The organism is Micromonospora sp. NPDC048868, assembly GCF_043198195.1.
GTDB classification, from domain to species: domain Bacteria; phylum Actinomycetota; class Actinomycetes; order Mycobacteriales; family Micromonosporaceae; genus Micromonospora; species Micromonospora reichwaldensis.
Genome location: NZ_JBICUN010000007.1, coordinates 194,105 through 213,066 on the forward strand (window position 1 = coordinate 194,105; position 18,962 = coordinate 213,066).

Annotated in this window: 17 protein-coding genes; 7 read left to right on the top strand and 10 right to left on the bottom strand. The window is 73.2% G+C overall.

All coding sequences use genetic code 11. The features are described from left to right. Window positions 1-19: 19 nt before the first annotated feature. Window positions 20-1,276: an erythromycin esterase family protein gene (locus tag ACGFNF_RS14015; RefSeq protein ID WP_357577238.1), complete on the bottom strand. Its 1,257-nt coding sequence runs from the start codon at window positions 1,274-1,276 to the stop codon at window positions 20-22. A gap of 90 nt (window positions 1,277-1,366) precedes the next feature. On the opposite strand from ACGFNF_RS14015, the gene ACGFNF_RS14020 reads away from it, so the two are divergent. Next, the gene (locus ACGFNF_RS14020; RefSeq protein ID WP_357577239.1) at window positions 1,367-1,558 is read left to right on the top strand and encodes a DUF2795 domain-containing protein; all 192 of its coding nucleotides are present in this window, start codon (window positions 1,367-1,369) and stop codon (window positions 1,556-1,558) included. A 2-nt stretch (window positions 1,559-1,560) separates the two neighbouring features. On the opposite strand, the gene ACGFNF_RS14025 is transcribed toward ACGFNF_RS14020, so the two are convergent. From ACGFNF_RS14025 to ACGFNF_RS14035, 3 genes are all read right to left on the bottom strand, one after another. Beyond that, window positions 1,561-2,466 (bottom strand): Gfo/Idh/MocA family oxidoreductase, encoded by a 906-nt coding sequence (locus tag ACGFNF_RS14025; protein WP_357577269.1) that lies wholly within the window; start codon window positions 2,464-2,466, stop codon window positions 1,561-1,563. A gap of 210 nt (window positions 2,467-2,676) precedes the next feature. Further along, on the bottom strand, window positions 2,677-3,903 hold the full coding sequence (locus tag ACGFNF_RS14030) for a glycosyltransferase (RefSeq protein WP_357577240.1): 1,227 nt from the start codon (window positions 3,901-3,903) through the stop codon (window positions 2,677-2,679). A 90-nt stretch (window positions 3,904-3,993) separates the two neighbouring features. Beyond that, window positions 3,994-5,403: a glycosyltransferase family 2 protein gene (locus tag ACGFNF_RS14035; protein ID WP_393168011.1), complete on the bottom strand. Its 1,410-nt coding sequence runs from the start codon at window positions 5,401-5,403 to the stop codon at window positions 3,994-3,996. Window positions 5,404-5,706: 303 nt separating this feature from the next. Between ACGFNF_RS14035 and ACGFNF_RS14040 the strand changes: the two genes are divergently transcribed. Continuing rightward, window positions 5,707-6,102 carry a hypothetical protein gene (locus tag ACGFNF_RS14040; protein WP_132231162.1) on the top strand — a complete coding sequence of 132 codons (396 nt, stop codon included), beginning with the start codon at window positions 5,707-5,709 and terminating at the stop codon, window positions 6,100-6,102. After that, entirely contained in the window at window positions 6,095-6,517 is a 423-nt protein-coding gene (locus tag ACGFNF_RS14045) for a hypothetical protein (RefSeq protein ID WP_357577242.1), read from the top strand. The genes ACGFNF_RS14040 and ACGFNF_RS14045 overlap by 8 nt, the downstream gene beginning before the upstream one ends. Before the next feature lie 124 nt (window positions 6,518-6,641). Here the strand turns inward: ACGFNF_RS14045 and fabG are convergent, their stop codons facing one another. Then, entirely contained in the window at window positions 6,642-7,400 is a 759-nt protein-coding gene (gene fabG, locus ACGFNF_RS14050) for a 3-oxoacyl-ACP reductase FabG (protein ID WP_357577243.1), read from the bottom strand. 112 nt (window positions 7,401-7,512) lie between these two features. Here fabG and ACGFNF_RS14055 point away from each other — a divergent pair, with 112 nt between their 5' ends. Beyond that, window positions 7,513-9,096 (top strand): DUF4139 domain-containing protein, encoded by a 1,584-nt coding sequence (locus tag ACGFNF_RS14055; RefSeq protein ID WP_393168014.1) that lies wholly within the window; start codon window positions 7,513-7,515, stop codon window positions 9,094-9,096. Between the two features lie 49 nt (window positions 9,097-9,145). Here the strand turns inward: ACGFNF_RS14055 and ACGFNF_RS14060 are convergent, their stop codons facing one another. The 3 genes from ACGFNF_RS14060 to ACGFNF_RS14070 form a co-directional block, all read right to left on the bottom strand. Next, window positions 9,146-10,798 carry an alpha-amylase family protein gene (locus ACGFNF_RS14060; protein ID WP_357577245.1) on the bottom strand — a complete coding sequence of 551 codons (1,653 nt, stop codon included), beginning with the start codon at window positions 10,796-10,798 and terminating at the stop codon, window positions 9,146-9,148. A gap of 61 nt (window positions 10,799-10,859) precedes the next feature. Continuing rightward, the gene (locus ACGFNF_RS14065) at window positions 10,860-11,975 is read right to left on the bottom strand and encodes a M23 family metallopeptidase (protein WP_393168016.1); all 1,116 of its coding nucleotides are present in this window, start codon (window positions 11,973-11,975) and stop codon (window positions 10,860-10,862) included. Window positions 11,976-12,093: 118 nt separating this feature from the next. Continuing rightward, a complete protein-coding gene (locus ACGFNF_RS14070) occupies window positions 12,094-13,686 on the bottom strand; it encodes a class I SAM-dependent methyltransferase (protein WP_393168018.1) in 1,593 nt (530 codons plus the stop codon). A gap of 203 nt (window positions 13,687-13,889) precedes the next feature. On the opposite strand from ACGFNF_RS14070, the gene ACGFNF_RS14075 reads away from it, so the two are divergent. The 3 genes from ACGFNF_RS14075 (at window position 13,890) to ACGFNF_RS14085 (ending at window position 15,895) form a co-directional block, all read left to right on the top strand. Then, complete coding sequence (locus ACGFNF_RS14075) at window positions 13,890-14,444, top strand: hypothetical protein (RefSeq protein WP_393168020.1); 555 nt, start codon at window positions 13,890-13,892, stop codon at window positions 14,442-14,444. A 105-nt stretch (window positions 14,445-14,549) separates the two neighbouring features. Then, complete coding sequence (locus ACGFNF_RS14080) at window positions 14,550-15,152, top strand: DUF1349 domain-containing protein (RefSeq protein WP_357577249.1); 603 nt, start codon at window positions 14,550-14,552, stop codon at window positions 15,150-15,152. An 86-nt stretch (window positions 15,153-15,238) separates the two neighbouring features. Next, complete coding sequence (locus ACGFNF_RS14085; RefSeq protein ID WP_393168023.1) at window positions 15,239-15,895, top strand: DedA family protein; 657 nt, start codon at window positions 15,239-15,241, stop codon at window positions 15,893-15,895. Window positions 15,896-15,970: 75 nt separating this feature from the next. On the opposite strand, the gene ACGFNF_RS14090 is transcribed toward ACGFNF_RS14085, so the two are convergent. Together ACGFNF_RS14090 and ACGFNF_RS14095 are read right to left on the bottom strand one after the other, a co-directional pair. Beyond that, on the bottom strand, window positions 15,971-17,374 hold the full coding sequence (locus ACGFNF_RS14090) for a chitinase (RefSeq protein ID WP_393168180.1): 1,404 nt from the start codon (window positions 17,372-17,374) through the stop codon (window positions 15,971-15,973). 146 nt (window positions 17,375-17,520) lie between these two features. After that, window positions 17,521-18,945, bottom strand: a complete 1,425-nt coding sequence (locus tag ACGFNF_RS14095) for a carbohydrate-binding protein (protein WP_393168025.1) — start codon at window positions 18,943-18,945, stop codon at window positions 17,521-17,523. Between the last annotated feature and the right edge of the window lie 17 nt (window positions 18,946-18,962).

The window sequence follows — 18,962 nt, forward strand, 5'->3', positions numbered from 1 at the left end:
GGGGCTGGGTGGGCCCGGGTCAGACGCCGGCCGGGTAGGTTTCCATCTCGCCGGGAGTGGTCAGGGCCGGGAGGGGGTGCAGGGCCGTGGTCTCGTCGCACCAGATCAGGGCGTCGTAACGCTCCCCGAGGCGGGTCGGCACGTAGTTGCCCCACGACTCGAAGGACGGGTCGTAGACCACCCCGATCGCCCGGTGGTCGGCGGTTCCGGTGACCCAACCGGGCTGGTCGTCGCCGCCGAAGACCAGCACGGCCCGCTCGGGCATCAGCTCGTGCAGCCGGTGCTCGACCGAGCCGGGGCGGGCCGGCGGCACCACCATCGCCTCGGCCGGCGAACCCCAGCGGGGCGCGGCGATCACCGTGCCCCGGTAGCCGCCGAAGCCGACCAGGACCACCTCGTCGGCGCCGTGCCGCTCGCGGGCCAGCTGGCCGATGTTGACCATCCCGTCGGCGGCCATGTCGGTGGCCCGGGCGTCGCCGACGTGCGTGTTGTGCGCCCAGACGACGCCCCGCGCGCCCGGGCCGTAGCGCTCCAGCAGCCGGTCCAGGGTGTCCGTCATGTGCGTGTCCCGGATGTTCCACGACTCCGGCCCACCGCCCACCATCGCCCGGTAGTAGCGCTCCGCGCCGGACACCACCTCCGCGTTCTGCCAGGCCGAGAAGCTGTCCGGACCGTCCGCGGCGGCCTGTTCGCGGGTACGCGCCAGCAGGCGCACGACCTCCTCCTCGCAGCGGGCGGAGACGAACCGGCTCGCCATGCCGTACTCCTCGACCCGCTTGCCGTACGGCTCGAAGCAGCGGTACGCGTCCTGCGCCGCCTCCAGCGATCCCGGGTCCTCCTCGCCGAGATAGTCGAAGATCGCCTGCATGGACTCCCACAGGCTGTAGACGTCCAGGCCGTGGAAGCCGGCCCGGGCGTCCTGGGGCCGCTCCACGTTCCACGCCCGCAACCAGGAGCAGAAGCGGGCCACCTCGGCGTTCGCCCACATCCAGGTCGGCCAGCGCTCGAAGCGCTCCAGCGCGACGCGCGGGTCGGCGGCCCCGCCCGGGGCGGCGGTCACCGAACGGTGCACCCGGTCGCAGTCGGGCCAGTCCCCCTCCACGGCCACGAAGGAGAACCCGCACTCGGCGATCAGCCGACGGGTGAGCTGTTCGCGCAGGCGGTAGTAGTCGTAGTTGCCGTGCGTCGCCTCGCCGATCATCACGATCCGGGCGTCCCGGACGCGCTCCAGCAACGGGTCGAAGTCGCTCGGCGCGCCGAGCCGCTGAACCAGCATGCCGGCGGCTACCCGGCGCGCCGCCGGAGCAAACCGCCGAACGTCGATCGGCGGGCGTGTGCCGGCGGCCTGAGCGGGTAGGCCGCCGGCATGACCGTCACCGGCGTGCAGTTGCAGGAGTACCTGGCCGGGCTCGACTACCCGGTCTCCCGGGAGGACCTGGTCCGCTGGGGCCAGGAGAACGGGGTCAGCACGGCGATGCTCCAGACGCTCCGGGCCCTGCCGGCGGAGGAGTTCGACTCCCCCGCCGAGCTGAGCGAGGCCCTCAACCCGCTGGCCTGACCTCAGCTCGGCAGGTCAACGGTGCGCCCCTCGGCGCGGGCGGTCTCGGCGGCGGCGAGCACGGCCACGACATCGCGGCCGAAGCGCACGTCGCAGCGGTGGTCCCGGGTGCCCGAGCCGATCTCCTCCAGCAGCTGGTCGATCGCCACCCCGAGGGCGGTCGCCGCGTCGCCCTGGCCCGCCGGAGCGGTCTCGACGCCGTTCTCGCCGTAGAAGACGAACTCCCGGGCCACCGCCTCCTGCGGGCCGTCCAGGGTCAGCGACACCGTGCTGGTGGCGCCCCCGTCGTGGGTGAGGAGCAGGTTGACGAGCCCGTTCGGCCCGTCCATCGCGGCGACGCGGGTGACCCGGCCGAGCACCGGCAGGACGAACGACAGCGCGTGCGGGCCGATGTCCCACAGCGCGCCGTGCTCCCGGCGCCAGGGCGAGGCCCCGTAGGGGCTGCCGGCTTGGAAGATGGACGCGAACCAGAGCGCCCTGGCGGTGTGCCACCCGCCGACGGCGGCCGTCGAGGCGAGGAAGGCGGCCACGTCGGGCCGGTAGCGACCGGTGAAGAAGACCACCGAGGCGACGCCCGCCGCCTGCGCGGCGTCGACCACCCGGTCGGCGTCGGCGACGGTCAACGCGAGCGGCTTGTCCAGCAGCAGGTGACGGCCGGCGGTGGCCGCGCGGACCGCGATGCCGGCCTGGACGTCCGGCGGGAGGGCCACGGCGACCGCGTCGCAGGCGTCGATGAGCGCGTCGGCGTCGTCGAACGCCGGCACCCCGTAGCGCTCGGCCAGGGCCGCGGCCTTGCGCGGGTCCCGGCCCCACACGCCGGCGAACGCGACCCCCGGGTGCGCGTGCAGCGCCGCGGCGTGCGTCTCGGCCGCCCAGTGACCGGTGCCGAACAACCCGAACCGCACCACGAGCACCTCCACCGTCGTCGCGTCACACCACGGTACCCGCGGCCATGCGCCACGCCGCGCCCTGTGCCGGATGTCGTCGGCGCGCCCGCACGGTGGTCAGGTGGCGGCTGGTTGTTCGGCCGCGCGCCGCCCCCTTCCCGGTGCCCGCCCGGCCGGCACGTGCGCACCCGCCGTCGGGTCGTCACGGCTGACCCGCCGGCGACCGGGTGCTCAGCTCCGCAGGGCGGTGGTCAACCGCTCCGCGGCGAGCTGGGCTCCGTCGGGGCTGATCGTGGCGGCGAACGCCCGGGCGCGGGCGGCCACCTCGGGCCGCAGTGCGGCGCTGAGAGCCGCGGTCAGCGACTCGACGGTCGGTACCGCGCCGGAGTGTGCGCCGCCGATGCCGAGCGCGGACACGCGGCGCGCGAAGTAGTGCTGGTCGTAGACCTGCGGGATGACTACCTGCGGCGTCCCGGCCCGCGCGGCCGTGGTCGTGGTGCCCGAGCCGCCATGGTGGACCACCGCGGCCACCCGCTTGAACAGCTCCTGCTGGTTCACCTCGCCGACGACCAGGCAGTCGGGCGCCCGGACGGCAAGCGAGAGGGGCGCCCAGCCCCGGGAGACGACCAGGCGGCAGCCGACCGCGCGCACCGCCTGGACGGCCGTCTCCAGCAGGCCCGGGGGTGCGGCGACACTGCCGAATCCGACGTAGACGCACGGCTCGTCGCTGGCATCCAGGAAGGCCGTCAACTCGGGTGGCAGCGCCCGCTCGTCCGGCAGGAGCCAGGCGCCCGGTTGGTAGACGGTCCGGTCGGCGGCGTCCGGCCAGGGCGCCAGCGTCCGGTCGACCGCCAGCCACGGCTGGTCGGTGTGGATGTGGGCGCTGACGTCCTCGACCGGAACCAGTCCGATCGTCGCCCGGAGCGCGTTGAGCGGCGCGCCGAAGGTGTCGTTGACGTGCCGCTGGTTGGCGGCCCACAGCTCGCGGTTGTCCGCGGACGCGGGCGCGGGCGCCTCCCCGAGGGCGGGCAGCGGCAGCGGAGCGTGGTGCGGTGAGGGAAGGGCCGCCGGGCAGAACGCCGTGAAGACGTACGGTATGCCCCGCTTCTCCGCCACGGTGCGGGCGGCGATCTGGAGGCCGGTCGACGCGACGACGGCGTCGCAGTCCCGGGCCGCCGCCGACAGCACCTCGAACTGGATGCCGATGGAGGACTCCGCCAGTTGACGCACCTGCGCCGGCGACGGGCGGGGTACGGCGGCCCGCGGCCTGGGCGCCGCCGACCTGCGCCAGGGCGGGCCGACGGGCACGAAGGGGATCTTGAAGGTGGCCACCCACCGGGCGAAGTCCGGTGGGGCGCAGAGGCGAACCTGCAGGCCGAGAGCTTTCAACCGCGATGCCAGCGCCACCAGTGGTTGGACGTCGCCGCGTGACCCGAGGGTCGACAACAGTACGCGCATGATGCTCGCCTTTCCGGCTGTAGCGACGGATCCGGGCACGGTGCAGCGAGCCGGGACCCGCACGTCGGGCCCGGCCGCACCGTCGATCTGCTACCTCGCCGGGGGACGCCCCGGCGCCAGTGCCGTGGGTCGTGTCCTGGCGGGAACCTGGCCGGGCACCCGGCGCGCGGCGCCGGTCACGGGCTGACGGGCCAGTAGTGTCAGCACGTCACCGAGCCCCTCGACCGCGCGCAGCTCGGCCACGTACTCGGCGGCCTGTGCCTGGCGCAGGTAGTCCAGCGTCTGCGGGTCGGCGGCGCACATCCCCGGCGTCGCGTCGGCGGTGGCGACCAGGTGGACCTCGCCGGCCAGCTGCACCGAGGCGGAGATGAACTGGCAGAGTTCCGGCCACAGCAGGTACCGCCAGAAGTCGACGCTGACGACCGCGTCCATGCTGCCCGCCGGCATGGGTGGGGCCACGCCGAGCAGGTGGAAGTTGGCCGGCCCGACGGGAGCGGAGTAGTCGTAGGTGAGCGCCGAGGCGGGCAGCCTCGCCTCGGCGCGGCCGGTGCCGATCCAGAGCGCCTTGGGTCCCCGCAACTTGCCGGCGAGGCGCGTGACGGCGGGCCCGATGGCGCAGGCCGAACGCTCGACGCACTCGTCGACCAGCGACCGGTAGTACAGGATCCGCCGGATCGCCTCGTACCCCATGACCGCGGTGAGGAACTCCCACTCGAGGCAGGGGTACAACCTGGCCGCCTGCTGGAAGTTGGCCTTCATCTCCATCCAGTTGCGGGTGATGTTCTTGTGGTGCGGCAGGTGGACGACCCTGGCCTCGTCGTCGTAGCCGAAGTTGACGCCGTCCGGCAGGCTCCGGTCCACGCGGTAGAACAGCTCGACGTCCTCCACGCCGTAGCTCAGACCGAACGCCTCGCGGTAGCCACCGACCTTCGTGAAGAGCGAGGTGGAGAGCGAGATGTTGTGCGTGTAGGCGATCACCCAGCCGGCCCGCAGCCAGTCGCCGCCGTCGTCCGGGAGTCCCGTCGCGAACCGCAGGTCGCCACCGTGCGGGAAGGCACGCGCGATCGTGTCCGACTCGCCGGCCAGCACGGCCGGGAGGTCCGCCAGGCCGATCTCGTCCCGCCGGCCGATCAGCACCGCCGCGTTGCCGGGCGTGCCGTGCCACGCCAGGTGCCTCTCCAACAGGTCGGGCACGGCCCACGAGTCGGCGTCGAGGAAGACGAGCAGGGGTGCGGTGGCAGCCCGCGCCCCCTCGTTGCGGGCGGTGGAGCGGCCCTTGCGCCGGGGAAGTTCCACCACGCGCAGGCGGAGGCCGGCACCTTCGGCGAGGGCCTCGGCGTACCCGTCGGACGATCCACCGTCCCGGACCACGATCACTTCGAAGCGCTCCGGCGGCAGCGTCTGCCGGGTCAGCGCCCGCAGGGTCAGCGCGAGGCACTGCGAATCCTGGTAGGTCGGCATCACCACGCTCAGCGCCGGGGGGATGGTGGGCAGCGACATGGCGATCCTCTCCGTCAGACGAACGTGCCGTCCGAATGTGGCGACGATGGCCCGAGAATAACGGTCCGCGACGTTCCGCTTACCCGCGAGTAGGGGTCAATAGGGGTACCCCACTGTCCTCTGACGACATTCGTCGCCGCCTCGGCGGAACACGCTCCCACGCCCGCTGGCCCGACGCCCTCGGACCACCGAGAGCCGGGACGGACGGAGGCCGGACCCCTGACAGGAGGCGGCGGGTGACGGGGTGTACTACGCGGGTTAGTAGGCTGTGCCGGTGACCGAGACACACCCCGGACGACCCCGATGACCAGCGCGGCGTCGGCGGGTTCGCCGGTGGACGGGCTCCTCGCGACCGCCTCGATCGTGCTGTCGCTCCTCGTCGCCGCGTGGGCGCTGGTCGCCACGCTGCGGCACCGCGCACCGGACCGGGTGCAGTTCGCCGGCCTGGCCGTGCTGGAGGTGGCGCTGCTCGCGCTCGCGGCGGTGGCGCTGGTGGCCATCGGCGGCGGCGAGCGGCCGGGCGAGCCGGGGGCCTTCTTCGGGTACGTCGCCACGGTGGTCTGCCTGCCGCCGCTGGCCTGGGTGCTGGCCCGGATGGAGCCCACGCGCTGGGGCTCGGCGATCGTCTGCGCGGTCTGCCTGGTCACGCCGGTGGTCGTCGTACGGCTACAGCAGACCTGGGAGGTGCTGGGTGGCTGACGTACGCACCCCGGAGGCGACGCGGACCAACGCCGGCCCGGGGCGGCTGCTGATCGCGGTCTACCTGCTCTTCGCGATCGCCGCGACGAGCCGCGCGGGCCTTCAGATCGCCACGAAGTTCGACGAGGCGCCCGTGGCGTACCTGCTCTCGGCCCTCGCCGCGGCCATCTACATCGTCGCGGCGGTGGGGCTGGCCCGCGCCGGCGCCGCAGGTCGGCGCGTCGCCCTCGCGTGCTGCGCCGTGGAGCTGGTCGGGGTGCTCGGCGTCGGCGCCCTCAGCCTCGCCGACCCGGAGCTCTTCCCCGACGAGACGGTCTGGTCGCGGTTCGGCAGCGGGTACGGCTACATCCCGCTGGTCCTGCCGGTGCTCGGCCTGCTCTGGCTCTGGCGCACCCGCCCCGCCCCGGCGGCCTGACGGCCGGCCCCCGCCCCGCCCGGCCCCCTCGGCGTCGATCATGCAGTCATGGCGCCCGTTACGGCCACTTTCGCCACTTCCGCGGGACACCACAACCGCATGATCGACGGCACCGGTCGTGGGGTCAGTCCTTGGGGCCGCCGGCCACGTAGATGACCTGGCCGGAGACGAAGGAGGCGCCCTCGCTGGCCAGGAACGAGATGGTGTGCGCGACGTCCTCGGGGCGGCCGACCCGGCGTACCGCGATCTCCGACTCGGCGTGCTTCTGGAGCGCCTCGAAGTCGACCTTCATCCGGGCGGCGGTGGCGGCGGTCATGTCGGTGACGATGAAGCCGGGCGCGACCGCGTTGACGGTCACCCCGAACGGGCCCAGCTCGATGGCGAGGGTCTTGGTGAAGCCCTGGAGGCCGGCCTTCGCGGCGGCGTAGTTCGCCTGGCCCCGGTTGCCCAGCGCCGAGGTGCTGGAGAGGTTGACGATCCGGCCCCACTTCGCCTCGACCATGTGCTTCTGGGCGGCCTGGCTGAACAGGAACGCGCCGCGCAGGTGTACGCCCATGACCGTGTCCCAGTCGGCGTCGGTCATCTTGAACAGCAGGTTGTCGCGCAGCACGCCGGCGTTGTTGACCAGCACCGTCGGGGCGCCCAGCTCGGCGGCGACCCGCGCCACGGCCGCCTCGACCTGGGCCCGGTCGGACACGTCCGCGCCGACGCCGAGCGCCCGGCCGCCGGCCGCCACGATCGCGTCCACGGTCTCCTTCGTCGCCGACTCCTCGATGTCGACCACGGCGACCGCGAGGCCGTCGGCCGCCAGCCGCCGGGCGGTGGCCGCCCCGATCCCCCGCGCCGCGCCCGTGACGATGGCGACCCGCTGCTCCTCCGACATGCCTACCTCCCGGTAACTTACGCTCGATCGAAGGAGCTTAACCCAGCCGTACGCCGACGCCGGCCCGGCGCGGGACGCCGGTCACGAGCATTGCCCGGCTACTCTCGCCGCCGTGGAGGCAGTCGAGATCGAAGCACCCGTCGTCGGGGTCACCGTCTATCCGGACCGGGCCCGGGTCACCCGCCGGGGCAGCACCCGGTTGGCCGCCGGTGAGCACCGCGTACGCGTCGCACCGTTGCCGGTGGGCCTGCGGCGGGACTCGCTGCGGGTCGGCGGGCGGGGCGCCGCCACCGTGCTCGGCGTGGACGTCACCACGTGGCGGCAGCCGCGCAGCACCGACGGGCAGGTCCACGAGCTGGAGCAGCGGAGCCGGGAACTGGCCGACGCGCTGGCCGAGGTCGACGACGCGTGCGAGGTCGAGACGCAGCGGGGGCAGTTCCTCACCCGGCTGGCCGACCGGGCCGGCGGCACGTACGCCCGCGCGCTGGCCTCCGGTGACGCCGCCCCGACCGACGTGGCCACCTTCGCCGACTCGGTCGCCGGTCAGCTCGCCGACTCCCAGCGCCGCCGTCGCGCGTTGGCCCGGCAGCGTACCGACCTGACCGAGGAACTGGCGGCCGTCGGGCGACAACTGGAGGCCACGCGCGGCAAGCGGAGACCGGACCAGCTGGTCGCCGAGGTGACCGTGTCCGTGGACGCCGACGACGACGAGCTGGACCTGGAGCTGAGCTACCTGATCGACGGGGCCCGCTGGCAGCCCTCCTACGACCTGCGGCTGGTCGACGACACCATGACCGTCACCTGGTTCGGGCTGGTCAGCCAGGACACCGGCGAGGACTGGCCGGAGTGCGTACTCGAACTCTCGACGGCCCGGCCGGCGGCGGCGACCCGCGTACCCGAACTGACGCCCTGGTATCTCGACCGGCTCCGGCCGGTGCCGCCGCCGATGCCGAGGGCGGCCAGCTTCGGCGCGATGCCGGCACCCGCGGCACCCGCCGGTCCGCCCGCCGGGGCCGTGGCCCGGTCCGGCGCGCCGCGCCCCGAGATGCGCGAGAGCGTGGCCACCGTCGAGCAGGGGGTCACGGCGGCCACCTACCGGCCGGCCCGCCCGGTCGCGGTGCCGGCGGACGGCAGCGCCCACCGGGCCACCATCGCCGTGCTGGAGCTGCCGGCCCGGCTGGACCACGTGACCGTGCCGGTCCGCGCGACCGAGGCGCACCTGCGTGCGACGGTCCGCAACACCTCGTCGCACACGCTGCTCCCCGGCGCCGCGGCGGTCTTCCACGGCGCCGACTTCGTCGCGGCCACCCGGCTGCCGGTGTGGGCGCCCGGCGAGGAGACCGAACTGGCGCTCGGGGTGGACGACCGGGTCCGGGTGGAACGGAAGCTGGGCCGGCGCGCCGACACCCGGGCCACGCTCGGCTCGACCCGGCGGCGGGACGTGGAGTACCGGATCAGCGTGGCCAACCACACGCCCCGGCCGGCGAGCGTGGAGGTGCGCGACCAGCTGCCGGTGTCCCGGGACGAGGCGGTGGTCGTGCGGGAGTCCACCCTCGTCCCGCCGCCGGCCGAGCGCACGGAGCTGGGCGAGCTGACCTGGCGGCTCCGGCTCGAGCCGGGCGAGAGCGGCGAGATCGCCATGGGTTTCCGGGTCGAGATCGCCAAGGGGGTCGAGCTGGCCGGCTGGCGGGAGTGACCGGCCGTCCGCCGGGGTGGGGCGGACGGCCGGTGACGTGGCGGCCGGGTCAGAGGCCGCGGCCCCGGCAGAGGCGGATCCACCGGTAGCCGTAGCCGGCCACCTTGAGCCGGTCCAGCTTGCCGACCTCGCCGTAGTTGCGGTCGGCGAGGACGTCGATGGGCAGGTCCGCCTCCGGCTCCAGCATGCTGAGGTCCACCTCGGCGTCGGTGGTGCCGAGGTTGTGCACGAAGAGCATCGTGCCGGTCCGCCCGTCGGCCCGGTGCGCCAGCACGCCCGGCGGCATGGCCACGTCGATGTGGGTGGTCGAGCCCGAGCCCACCTCGGGGGCCTCGCGCAGCGTACGGATCATCCGCTCGAACCAGGCGAGCAGCGACTTCTGGTCGCTGCGCTGGGCGGTCACGTTGACCTTCTCGTACGAGAACTCGCCCTTGTCGATCACCGGGCGGATCAGCTTCTCCGGGTCGGCCGTGGAGAAGCCGGCGTTCGGCTGGTACGACCACTGCATCGGGGTGCGGATCGCCTCCCGGCCGGGCAGCGACAGGTCCTCCCCCATGCCGATCTCCTCGCCGTAGCGCAGCACCGGCGTGCCGCGCAGCGAGAACTGCAACGCGTACGCCAGCTCGATGCGGCGGCGGTCGTTGCCGAGCATCGGGGCGAGCCGGCGGCGGATGCCCCGGTCGTAGATGCGCATGTTCTCGTCGGGGCCGAACTGCTCGTACACCTGGTTGCGCTGCTCGGCGGTGAGCCGGGAGAGGTCGATCTCGTCGTGGTTGCGCAGGAAGGTGGCCCACTGCCCGCCCTCGGGCAGCGCCGGGGTGTCCCGCAGCGCCTCGATGATCGGCTCCGGGTCCTGCCGGGCCAGGGCCAGCATCAGGCGCCCGTTGAGCATGAAGTCGAAGAGCATGTGCAGGCGGTTGCCCGAGCCGCCGCTGTCGGCGAAGAAGGTCGGCAGCTGGTCGGGCTCGACGTTGGCCTCGGCGAGCAGGACGGCGTCGCCCCGGCGCCACTGCACGTGCTGGCGCAGCTCGGTGAGGAACTCGAAGTCCTTCGGCGAGTTCGGGTTGCCCGGCTCGGTCAGCTCGATGATGAACGGCACCGCGTCCATCCGGAAGCCGGAGACGCCGAGCTGGAGCCAGAACGAGACGATCTTCTTGATCTCCTCGCGGACGGCGGGGTTCGTGAAGTTCAGGTCCGGCTGGAACTTGTAGAACCGGTGGTAGTACCAGGCCTTGGCGGTCCGGTCGTAGGTCCACGTCTCGTGCTGCTCGCCGGGGAAGACCATGCCCTGGTGCCGGTCGCTCGGCTCGTGGTCGGCCCAGACGTACCAGTCCCGGTACGGCGAGTCCGGCGAGGAGCGGGCGGACTGGAACCACGGGTGCTCGTTCGACGTGTGGTTCACGACCAGGTCGATGATGATCCGGATGCCACGGTTCTGCGCCTGGTGCAGCAGTTCCGCGAAGTCGCCGAGGGTGCCGAAGCGCGGGTCGATGTTGTAGAAGTCGGTCGCGTCGTACCCGTCGTCGCGGTTGGGCGACGGGTGGATGGGGTGCAGCCAGAGACAGGTCACGCCCAGCCGGGCGAGGTAGTCCAGCCGGCCGATGAGCCCCCGGATGTCGCCGACCCCGTCGCCGTCGGAGTCCGCGTACGTGTCGATGTCGAGGCAGTAGACGACCGCCTCCGAGTACCACCTGTCAGCCATGCCGGGCTAATGTCTCCGATCCCGGCTTCCCGCAAACCCCGGGCCCGGCGGGCGCGGCCCGTCAGGTGGCGATGTCGACGTCGCCGACCTGCCCGCCGCCGGCCATCGTCAGCCACCCGGCGTGGACGCCCTGCTTGGCGAAGAAGTTCCCGCCGCCGACGAACGCGAACCAGTCGTCGCCGCCGACCGCGACGTCGCTGACCTGCCCACCCTCGGCCATGGTGAGCCACCCGCCCTGGATGCCGTCCTTGGCGTAGAAGTTGCCGCCCTGCACCCAGCCGATCCGGTTGCCGGAGAGCACCACCTTCGTCGCCCCACCGGCGTTGACCGCCTGCCACGACGAGTACGCGCCATCCTTCGCGTACAACACCCCCGCCGAGTTCACGAACGCGAACCGGTCACCACTGACCGCGATGTCCCGCACCTGCCCGCCCCCGGCCAGCGTCAACCACTGCCCGTAGACACCCTCCTTGGCATAGAAGTTGCCGCCCTGCACCCAACCGATCCAGTTGCCGGAGAGCACCACCCTCGTCGCCCCACCGGCGTTGACCGCCTGCCACGACGAGTACGCGCCATCCTTCGCGTACAACACCCCCGCCGAGTTGACGAACGCGAACCGGTCGGGAGCGGCCCCGGCCGGCGTCAGGTCCGGGAACGGGAGGTTGATCGGCGCGCCCTTGGTCACCGTGGCGCCGCAGGCGTACGCCGGGGCGATGTTGTGGACCGCGCCGTTGCGGCGGATCTCGAAGTGCAGGTGTGGGCCCGTCGAGTTGCCGGTGCTGCCGACGTACCCGAGCACCTGCCCCTGCCCGACCTGCTGCCCGAGCGCGACCGAGGCCGGCTGCACCATGTGCAGGTAGCGGGTCTGGTAGCCGCTGGCGTGCGAGAGCGTCACCGAATTGCCCCCGCCGGAGGTCCAACCGGCGAACGCGACAGTGCCCGGATAGGCGGCCCCGATCGCCATCCCACCGTTCCCCGCGACGTCCACCCCGTAGTGGTCGCTGTCGGTGGCGCCGCACCGGTTCGACAACACCCCCGTGACCCGCCCGCCCACCGGCTGGATCATGGCCCCGGTCTGCGCGGCCGCCGGCTGCGCCGGCACGAGCGCAAGTCCGCACAGGACCGCCGCGGCCACCGTCAGCGCCCGCAGCCGCCTACCCGCTGTCTCCTTGCCCACGCCATGCCTCGCGATCTCATCGGCATCGATACAACTGCGGAGACAAGATAGACGAGACAGTCACCGGCGTCCTCCCCGCGCCCGTGCTGTGGCGGCGGGGACGTCCGGGCCGGGGCCGTCAGGTGTTGACCGGACGGCGGGCGATCAGGCGCACGTGGGTGACGGGCCAGTCGAGCGGCTCGCCGGCCGGGGTGCTGAGGGCGGCCACCGGGGCGAGGCGGTTGGTGACGATCCAGTCGTTGCGGGACGTCGCGCTCGCGGGGTCGATCTCGAATCCGACGTCGGTGAGCAACGACTTCCAGTCGGCGTACTCCAGGCCGCAGAACTGCTCCTGCGTCTCCGACAGCCAGTTGTCGGTGTAGTCCTTGCGGGTGAGGAAGTCCATCGCCGCGCCGAGGGTCAGCTCGACCACGCCGTCCGCCCCGTCCACCTGGCGGTACGCGAACGGGAACCGGTAGTCGACCGCGAACTGGTCCAGCCGGGCCCGGGTCGACAGCGCGTCGACGTACGCCGTCACCTCACCTGCCGGCAGGGCCGCCAGGTCGGCACGCGGCGTCGGCGGGTTGACGCCGTCCGTCGTGGCCAGGCGCAGGTGCACCGTCCGGTCCTGGCCGTCCGGCCCGCACACGTCGCTGTTGATCCACACCCCGCCGGGCACGGTGTGGTCGTAGAGGGCCTGCACGAACCGGCGCAGCGAGGCCATCCGCTCGCCGTACGACCAGATCTCGTGGGTCAGCGCGGAGGTCATCGTGGTGTCCACCGAGCGCGGCGCGAACACCGCCCCGCCGAGCACGTTGCGCCGGTAGAAGAAGACGTTCGGGTTGGCGAAGACGCCCTGTGCCTTCTTGTGGACGCACTCCTCGAACAGGTGCCGGGCCACCTCGACGCCGATCAGGTCGCTCTCCCGCAGGGCCGGCTCCCGGTCGGCCAGTTCCAGGACGGCGCCCGCGCCGCAGCCGACGTCGACGATCCGCCCCGGTCGCACGTGCTCGCGCACGGCGTCCCACTTGCGCTGCGCGGCGTCGCTGAACGCCTCGGCGTACGTCCGGTAGTCGCGGGTGGTGGTCAGTCCGCCCTCGTCGCCGACCACCGGGTCGTTCACCACCGAGCGGACCAGGTCGTCGAGCCGGTAGCGGCGGTACACGTCGACGGTGGCCGGGTGGGTGAGGTCCCGCCAGGACGGGTCGTCGTCGGCCAGCCGCAGCAGGACGTCCCACGGCCGGACCGGTGTCGGCTCGACGTCGGCCTCCACCCCGGCGATCCGGAAACCGAGCCGTTCGTACATCGCGGCGACCTCCGGCGTGGAGCAGGCGACCACCGTGTCCGCCGGGGTCAGCTCCAACCCGGTGGACGCCGCGACGGTCTTCAGGGTGACCTCGGCGAACCTGTCGGTCGGTACGGTGTCGAACACCGGCACCACCACCGACCGGAGCCCGGCGAGCACGCTGAACCGTTCGATCGCCGCCTCCCGCCGGTGGTACGGGACCGGGTTGCGCCGGGTGTTCTCGTGGTTGGCCGAGGTGACGGCCCACACCACGGTCGCCCCACCGGCGTCCTCGCTCCCGGTCGCGCCGCCCGTGTCCTCGCTCCTGGTCGCGCCGTCACCGTCGGCGAGGAGGTCGTCGCCCTGCGCCGCGAGCTGGCGGAGGTACCCGGCCTGGAAGCGGGTCAACAGGTGGTGGCGGCCGGGAAAGAGCAGGTAGCGGGGCATGGCACGTTCCTAGCCGATGCCCCGGGCGCGGTGCGCGGCAGGGTGGGTGGCATCGACCCGGCTGCGGGGCCGGGAGCCCTCGGCGGAGAACGGGGACCGCCCTCGGACCGGCCCGCCGCTACATTGGAGACATCAGCAGTCAACGATCTGGGCGCAGCCCGTCCGGAGCCGGCTCCGCGTCGCGCAGCCCGGACTGGGCCGCGGTGGGCGCGATCGCCGGCGTGCTGGCCACCGTGCTCACCCTGCTCACGTACGTGCTGCCGCGGGAGCCCTCCGTGCCGCCGCCGGCCCCGGGAGCCGGAGCGGGGCCGTCACCGGGGCCCGACCCGACCACGCCCGCCCAGGCCAGGCCCGACCGGACCCCGCCGGACCGGACGACCACGCCCACGGCGGACGCCACGAAGGACCACCCCGTCACCAGGACGCCGCGGCCGCCCGCCCCGGGTCGACTGCCGTCGTTGGCGCCGCTGCGACCCGCCGGCTGTGCGGAGGCGCTCGCCGTCGTCGAACGGTTCTACCGGACCTCGGGTACGACCAGGCAGAGCCGGCAGGCCGCCGCCACGACCGCGTACCAGGGCATGATGGGCGCGAGTCTCCAGGCCGAGGGCGGCGTTCACCAGGCCACGGTGGCACTGTCGCAGGACTTCTCCGAGCTGCGCTTCATCCTGTCGGGCATGGTCGCGAGCGACTACGAGGTGGTGCAGGCCAGGACTGATCGCGACGCCCAGCACCTCCGGGACCTGTGTGACGCCGGCTGACGGCACCGCCACGCGACACCGGACGGTCACCCGGGCTCGCAGCCACCCGACGCGGACCGGGCCCGTGCCGGCGTCCGGGCGGGCCACGGCGGTACGGTCGCCGGCATGGGTGACGCGGAGCGACCGGTCGACTGGGCCGAGGGTGAGTGGTGGAACGAGCCGGTGCGGGTCGAGAACGGGCCGGCGGGCGAGTTGCTGGTGCAGCCGGCCGAGGGCAGCGACCTGTGGCGGCACACCTCGTACGGCTTCGTCCACGACGACGCCCCGGCGCTGCTCGCGCCGCTGCCCGCCGGCGAGGCGATGGAGGTGGCCTTCGTGCTCGACTACGGCGAGCAGTTCGACCAGGCCGGCGTGCTGGTGCGGGTGGACGACCGGAACTGGGTCAAGGCCGGGGTGGAGGTCAGCGACGGCGAGCCGCAGGTGGGCGCCGTGGTGACCCGGGAGGTCTCCGACTGGTCGGTCGCCCCCGTGCCGAGGTGGGCCGGGCGGGAGGTGACCGTCCGGGTCAGCCGCGACGGGGACGCGCTCACCGTACGGGCCCGCGCCGACGACGAGCCGTGGCGGCTGGTCCGGCTCGCACCGCTGGCCCCGGACGCGGTGGCGACGGCCGGGCCGTACTGCTGCTCCCCCACCCGGGCGGGCCTGCGGATCCGGTTCACCGGCTGGCGACGCGGGCCGGCCGACGCGGCGCTGCACCCGGAGGGCTGAACCCAGGGTGGCCCGACTCACGGGCAGGTGTGGCGGCCGGGCCGCAGGGTAGATGTCTCTGATCGGACCCGGCCGAAAGGATCGCGATGGCACTCGCCGAGAACGTCGACCCGACCGAACTCGGCGGCCTGACCGGGTGGGTGGCGGGGGTGATCGACGCCGCCGGCGCCGTCGGCGTGGCCCTGCTGGTCGCCCTGGAGAGCATCATCCCGCCGATCCCGAGCGAGATCGTGCTGGCGATGGCCGGCTACCTGGCCAGCGAGGGACGGTTCAACGTCATCCTGGTGGGGCTCGCCGCCACCGCCGGCTCCCTGGGCGGGGCACTCGTCCTCTACTGGCTGGGCGCGGCTGCCGGCGAGGACCGGCTCAAGCGCTGGCTCGACCGGCTACCCCTGGTCGACCTGGACGACCTGGAGAAGGCCGACCGCTGGTTCGAGCGACACGGCCGGTGGGCGGTGCTCTTCGGCCGGATGATGCCGGTGGTCCGCAGCCTGATCTCCATCCCCGCCGGGGCCAACCGGATGCCGCTGCCGGAGTTCATCGTGTTCACCACGCTGGGCAGCGGCATCTGGAACGCGCTCTTCGTCGGCCTGGGCTACGCGCTCGGCTCCCGCTGGCAGCAGATCGAGCAGTACAGCAAGTGGTTCGACTACGGCATCATCGCCGTCTTCGTCGTGATGATCGCCTGGTGGGTGATCAAGAAGACCCGTCGCCGCCGCGCCCACGCCGACGCCACCCCCTGACTCCCCGCCCCGCCCCGCCGCACTCCCGGGGTGGGGCGGGGTGGGGCGGGGAGGGTCAGGAGGGGCGGGGAGGGGTCAGGGGAGGGTGTCCAGGTGGGGGGCCACCGTGCGGGCGAAGGTGTTGCCGTTGCTCACGTCCCAGTTGACCGACCAGGTCATCGCGCCGCGGATGCCCGGGTAGGTGCGCGGCGGGCGGAAGCTGCCGCAGTTGGTGCCCCGGGCCAGGCAGTCCAGCGCCGCGTTGACCACGCTGGGCGCGACGATGCCGCCGCCGGCCGCCCCGGGACCGGCCGGCAGGCCGAGGCCGACCTGGTCCGGGCGGAGCCCGGCCTCCAACTGGATGCAGGCCAGCGCGACGATGAAGTTCACCGTCCCCTGGGCGTACGCGGCGTTGCGGTCGCAGCCCAGCATCGCCCCCGAGTTGTAGAACTGGGTGTTCACGACGGTAAGGATGTCCTTGATGTCGAGCGCCAGCTTGAAGTAGCTGGTGGCCGGGGACTGCATGTCGATGGTCTGCGGAGCCATCGCGATGATCAGTCCGGCGCCCACCTTGGCCCGCAGTGAGCGCAGCGCCTGGGCCATGTAGGTCGGGTTGAGCCCGTTCTCCAGGTCGATGTCGACGCCGTCGAAGCCGTACCGCTGGATCAGCGCGTGGACGCTGTCGCTGAACGCGGCGGCGGAGGCGGCGTCGTTGACCGCCACCCGGCCGGTCTCGCCGCCGACGGAGATGATCACCTTCTTGCCCCGGGACTGGAGGGTCCGCACGTCGGCGGAGAAGTCGGCGTCGGTGTAGCCGCCGAGGGCGGTGGACAGGCCGGGGTCGATGGCGAAGGCGACCGCGCCGGGGGTGGCGGTGGCGTCGGCGAAGGCGACCGCGACGACGTCGTACTCGGCCGGCACGTCACGCAGCCGCAGTTCGACGGCCGGGTTGTCGAAGTTGTGCCAGTACCCGGTGAGGATGTGCTTCGGCAGGCCGGTGTTCGGCGGCGGGCTCGTCGGGGGCGGCGTGGTCGGTGGCGGGGTGGTCGGGGGTGCGGTCGTCGGCGGCGCGGTGGTGGGCGGCGCGGTGGTGGGGCTGGTGCCGCCGCCGCACGCCGTGCCGTTGAGCTGGCAGTTGGTGGGCGAGCCCGGCCCGGCGCCGAGGAATCCGAACGAGACCGAGGCGCCCGGGGCGAGGCGACCGTTCCAGGACCGGTTGGTGAAGGTGTGCCGCTGGCCCGACGAGGTCAGCAGCGCGTCCCAGTAGCTGCCGAGAGTGGTGCCGGCCGGCAGGTCGAAGGCGACGGTCCAGCCGTCGACCGTGGACCCGCCGCCGTTCGTGATCGTGTACTTCCCCTCCCAGCCCGATCCCCAGTCGGACGTCTTGACGAAGCTGGCGGACACCCCGGCGGCGAACGCGGGCATCGCCACCCACACCGCGCCGAGCGCCGCCACCACCGCTGTGACCAGCGAGAACACCAGAGATCTAGGTCTTTTCACGACACCCTCCACACCCGGACGCCATCCATCGGCATCGACATTGACGCCCATTATTAGGAGTGTTAACTGTTTCTGTCCAGAGCAGGCCGACGGGAGCCCCCGGCAACGGCCGGGGGCTCCACGGGACTCAGCGAACAGGAGCGGGCTCAGCGGCGGAAGGTGAACCAGTTGACGTTGACGAAGTCGGCGGGCTGCCCGCTGTTGAAGGTCAGGTAGACCGTCCGGCGGCCGGTCGGGCCGGCGACGTTGCCGGGAACCGAGCGCCAGCTCTGCCAGCCACCGGTGTTCCCGATCGCGAAGCTGCCGATCGTCGGGCCGGTCGGGCTGTCCAGCCGCACCTCCACCAGCCCGCTGACCCCGCTCGCCGCGCCGGAGGCGACGCGGGCGACGAAGTCGCGCGGCGGGGCGGCCCCGAACTCCACGTTGTCGAACCGCACCCAGTCGCCGTTGCGCAGCGCGCCGATGTTCTGCCCGCCCTCGGCGCACGCCTCGACGAGCACCCCGTTCTGCGCGTTGAACGACTCCGCCTGGATCGTCGCGTACGCGTCGCGCACCCCACCGGGCGGCGGCGTCGTCGGCGGCGGGGTCGTGGGCGGAGGCGTGGTGCCGCCACCCCGGCTGTACACCGCCACGTAGTCGACGAGCATCGGACGGCCGGGGACGGTGGCGGCGGTCGGCGTGGCGCCACCGGCCACCCCGTTCGGGAAGGCCCCGCCCATCGCCACGTTGAGCAGCAGGAAGTAGCCGGCGTGGCTGGTCATCTGCGACCAGTACGGCTCGCCGACCCGGGACTGGCTGACCGAGTGGTAGAGCTGGCCGTCGACGTACCAGCGCAGTTGCTGCGGGCTGGCCGAGGCGTCCCACTCGAACCGGTAGGTGTGGAAGGCCGACTGGCAGGTGCTGCCGGGGCAGGCCCGGGACGCGCCGATGCCGTTGAACTCGTCGCACGGCCCGCCGGGGGCCACGCCGCAGTGCAGTACGCCCCAGACCGAGTTGATGCCGTTGACGTTCTCCATCACGTCGAACTCGCCGATGCCCGGCCAGTTCTGGTAGTTGCCCCGGTACGGCGAGCCGAGCGCCCAGAACGCCGGCCAGTAGCCGGACGCCTGGGCCCCGGTGACGTTCGGCATCTGGATGCGGCCCTCGATGGCCAGCACGCCGCCGGACGGCGGCTTGAAGTTGCTGCGCACGGTCTCGATCCGGGCCGAGGTCCAGCGGCCCGAGCCGTCGCGCAGCGGGGTGATCCGCAGGTTGCCGCCGCCGTCGTGACTGACGTTGGCGGTGCTGTTGGTGTACGTCTGGATCTCCCCGGTGCCCCAGTTCGGCGGGCCGCCGGGATAGCTGGTGCCGGTGTCGATGATCCAGTTGCCGGCGGACGGCAGTGTGCCGGCCGCACCGGTGAAGTCGTCGCTCCACACCAGGCTCCAGCCGGGCGCGGGCGCCGGGACGGCGGCGTTCGCGGTCACGGTCGTGCCGACCAGCGCGGTCGCGGCGGCGGTGAGGAGGGTCAACGCCAGGGTCAGCCGGCGTCGCGGGGGCAGGGCGGCGGGCGCCGCCGGGACATGTGTCATTGACGTGCCTCTCTGCG

Excerpts from the sequence above, each read along its gene's own strand:
- ACGFNF_RS14030 (WP_357577240.1), bottom strand. The coding sequence starts at position 3,903 with ATGCGCGTACTGTTGTCGACCCTCGGGTCACGCGGCGACGTCCAACCA.
- ACGFNF_RS14035 (WP_393168011.1), bottom strand. The coding sequence starts at position 5,403 with ATGTCGCTGCCCACCATCCCCCCGGCGCTGAGCGTGGTGATGCCGACC.
- ACGFNF_RS14070 (WP_393168018.1), bottom strand. The coding sequence starts at position 13,686 with ATGCCCCGCTACCTGCTCTTTCCCGGCCGCCACCACCTGTTGACCCGC.
- fabG (WP_357577243.1), bottom strand. The coding sequence starts at position 7,400 with ATGTCGGAGGAGCAGCGGGTCGCCATCGTCACGGGCGCGGCGCGGGGG.
- ACGFNF_RS14040 (WP_132231162.1), top strand. The coding sequence starts at position 5,707 with ATGACCAGCGCGGCGTCGGCGGGTTCGCCGGTGGACGGGCTCCTCGCG.
- ACGFNF_RS14020 (WP_357577239.1), top strand. The coding sequence starts at position 1,367 with ATGACCGTCACCGGCGTGCAGTTGCAGGAGTACCTGGCCGGGCTCGAC.
- ACGFNF_RS14080 (WP_357577249.1), top strand. The coding sequence starts at position 14,550 with ATGGGTGACGCGGAGCGACCGGTCGACTGGGCCGAGGGTGAGTGGTGG.
- ACGFNF_RS14095 (WP_393168025.1), bottom strand. The coding sequence starts at position 18,945 with ATGACACATGTCCCGGCGGCGCCCGCCGCCCTGCCCCCGCGACGCCGG.
- ACGFNF_RS14015 (WP_357577238.1), bottom strand. The coding sequence starts at position 1,276 with ATGCTGGTTCAGCGGCTCGGCGCGCCGAGCGACTTCGACCCGTTGCTG.
- ACGFNF_RS14060 (WP_357577245.1), bottom strand. The coding sequence starts at position 10,798 with ATGGCTGACAGGTGGTACTCGGAGGCGGTCGTCTACTGCCTCGACATC.
- ACGFNF_RS14085 (WP_393168023.1), top strand. The coding sequence starts at position 15,239 with ATGGCACTCGCCGAGAACGTCGACCCGACCGAACTCGGCGGCCTGACC.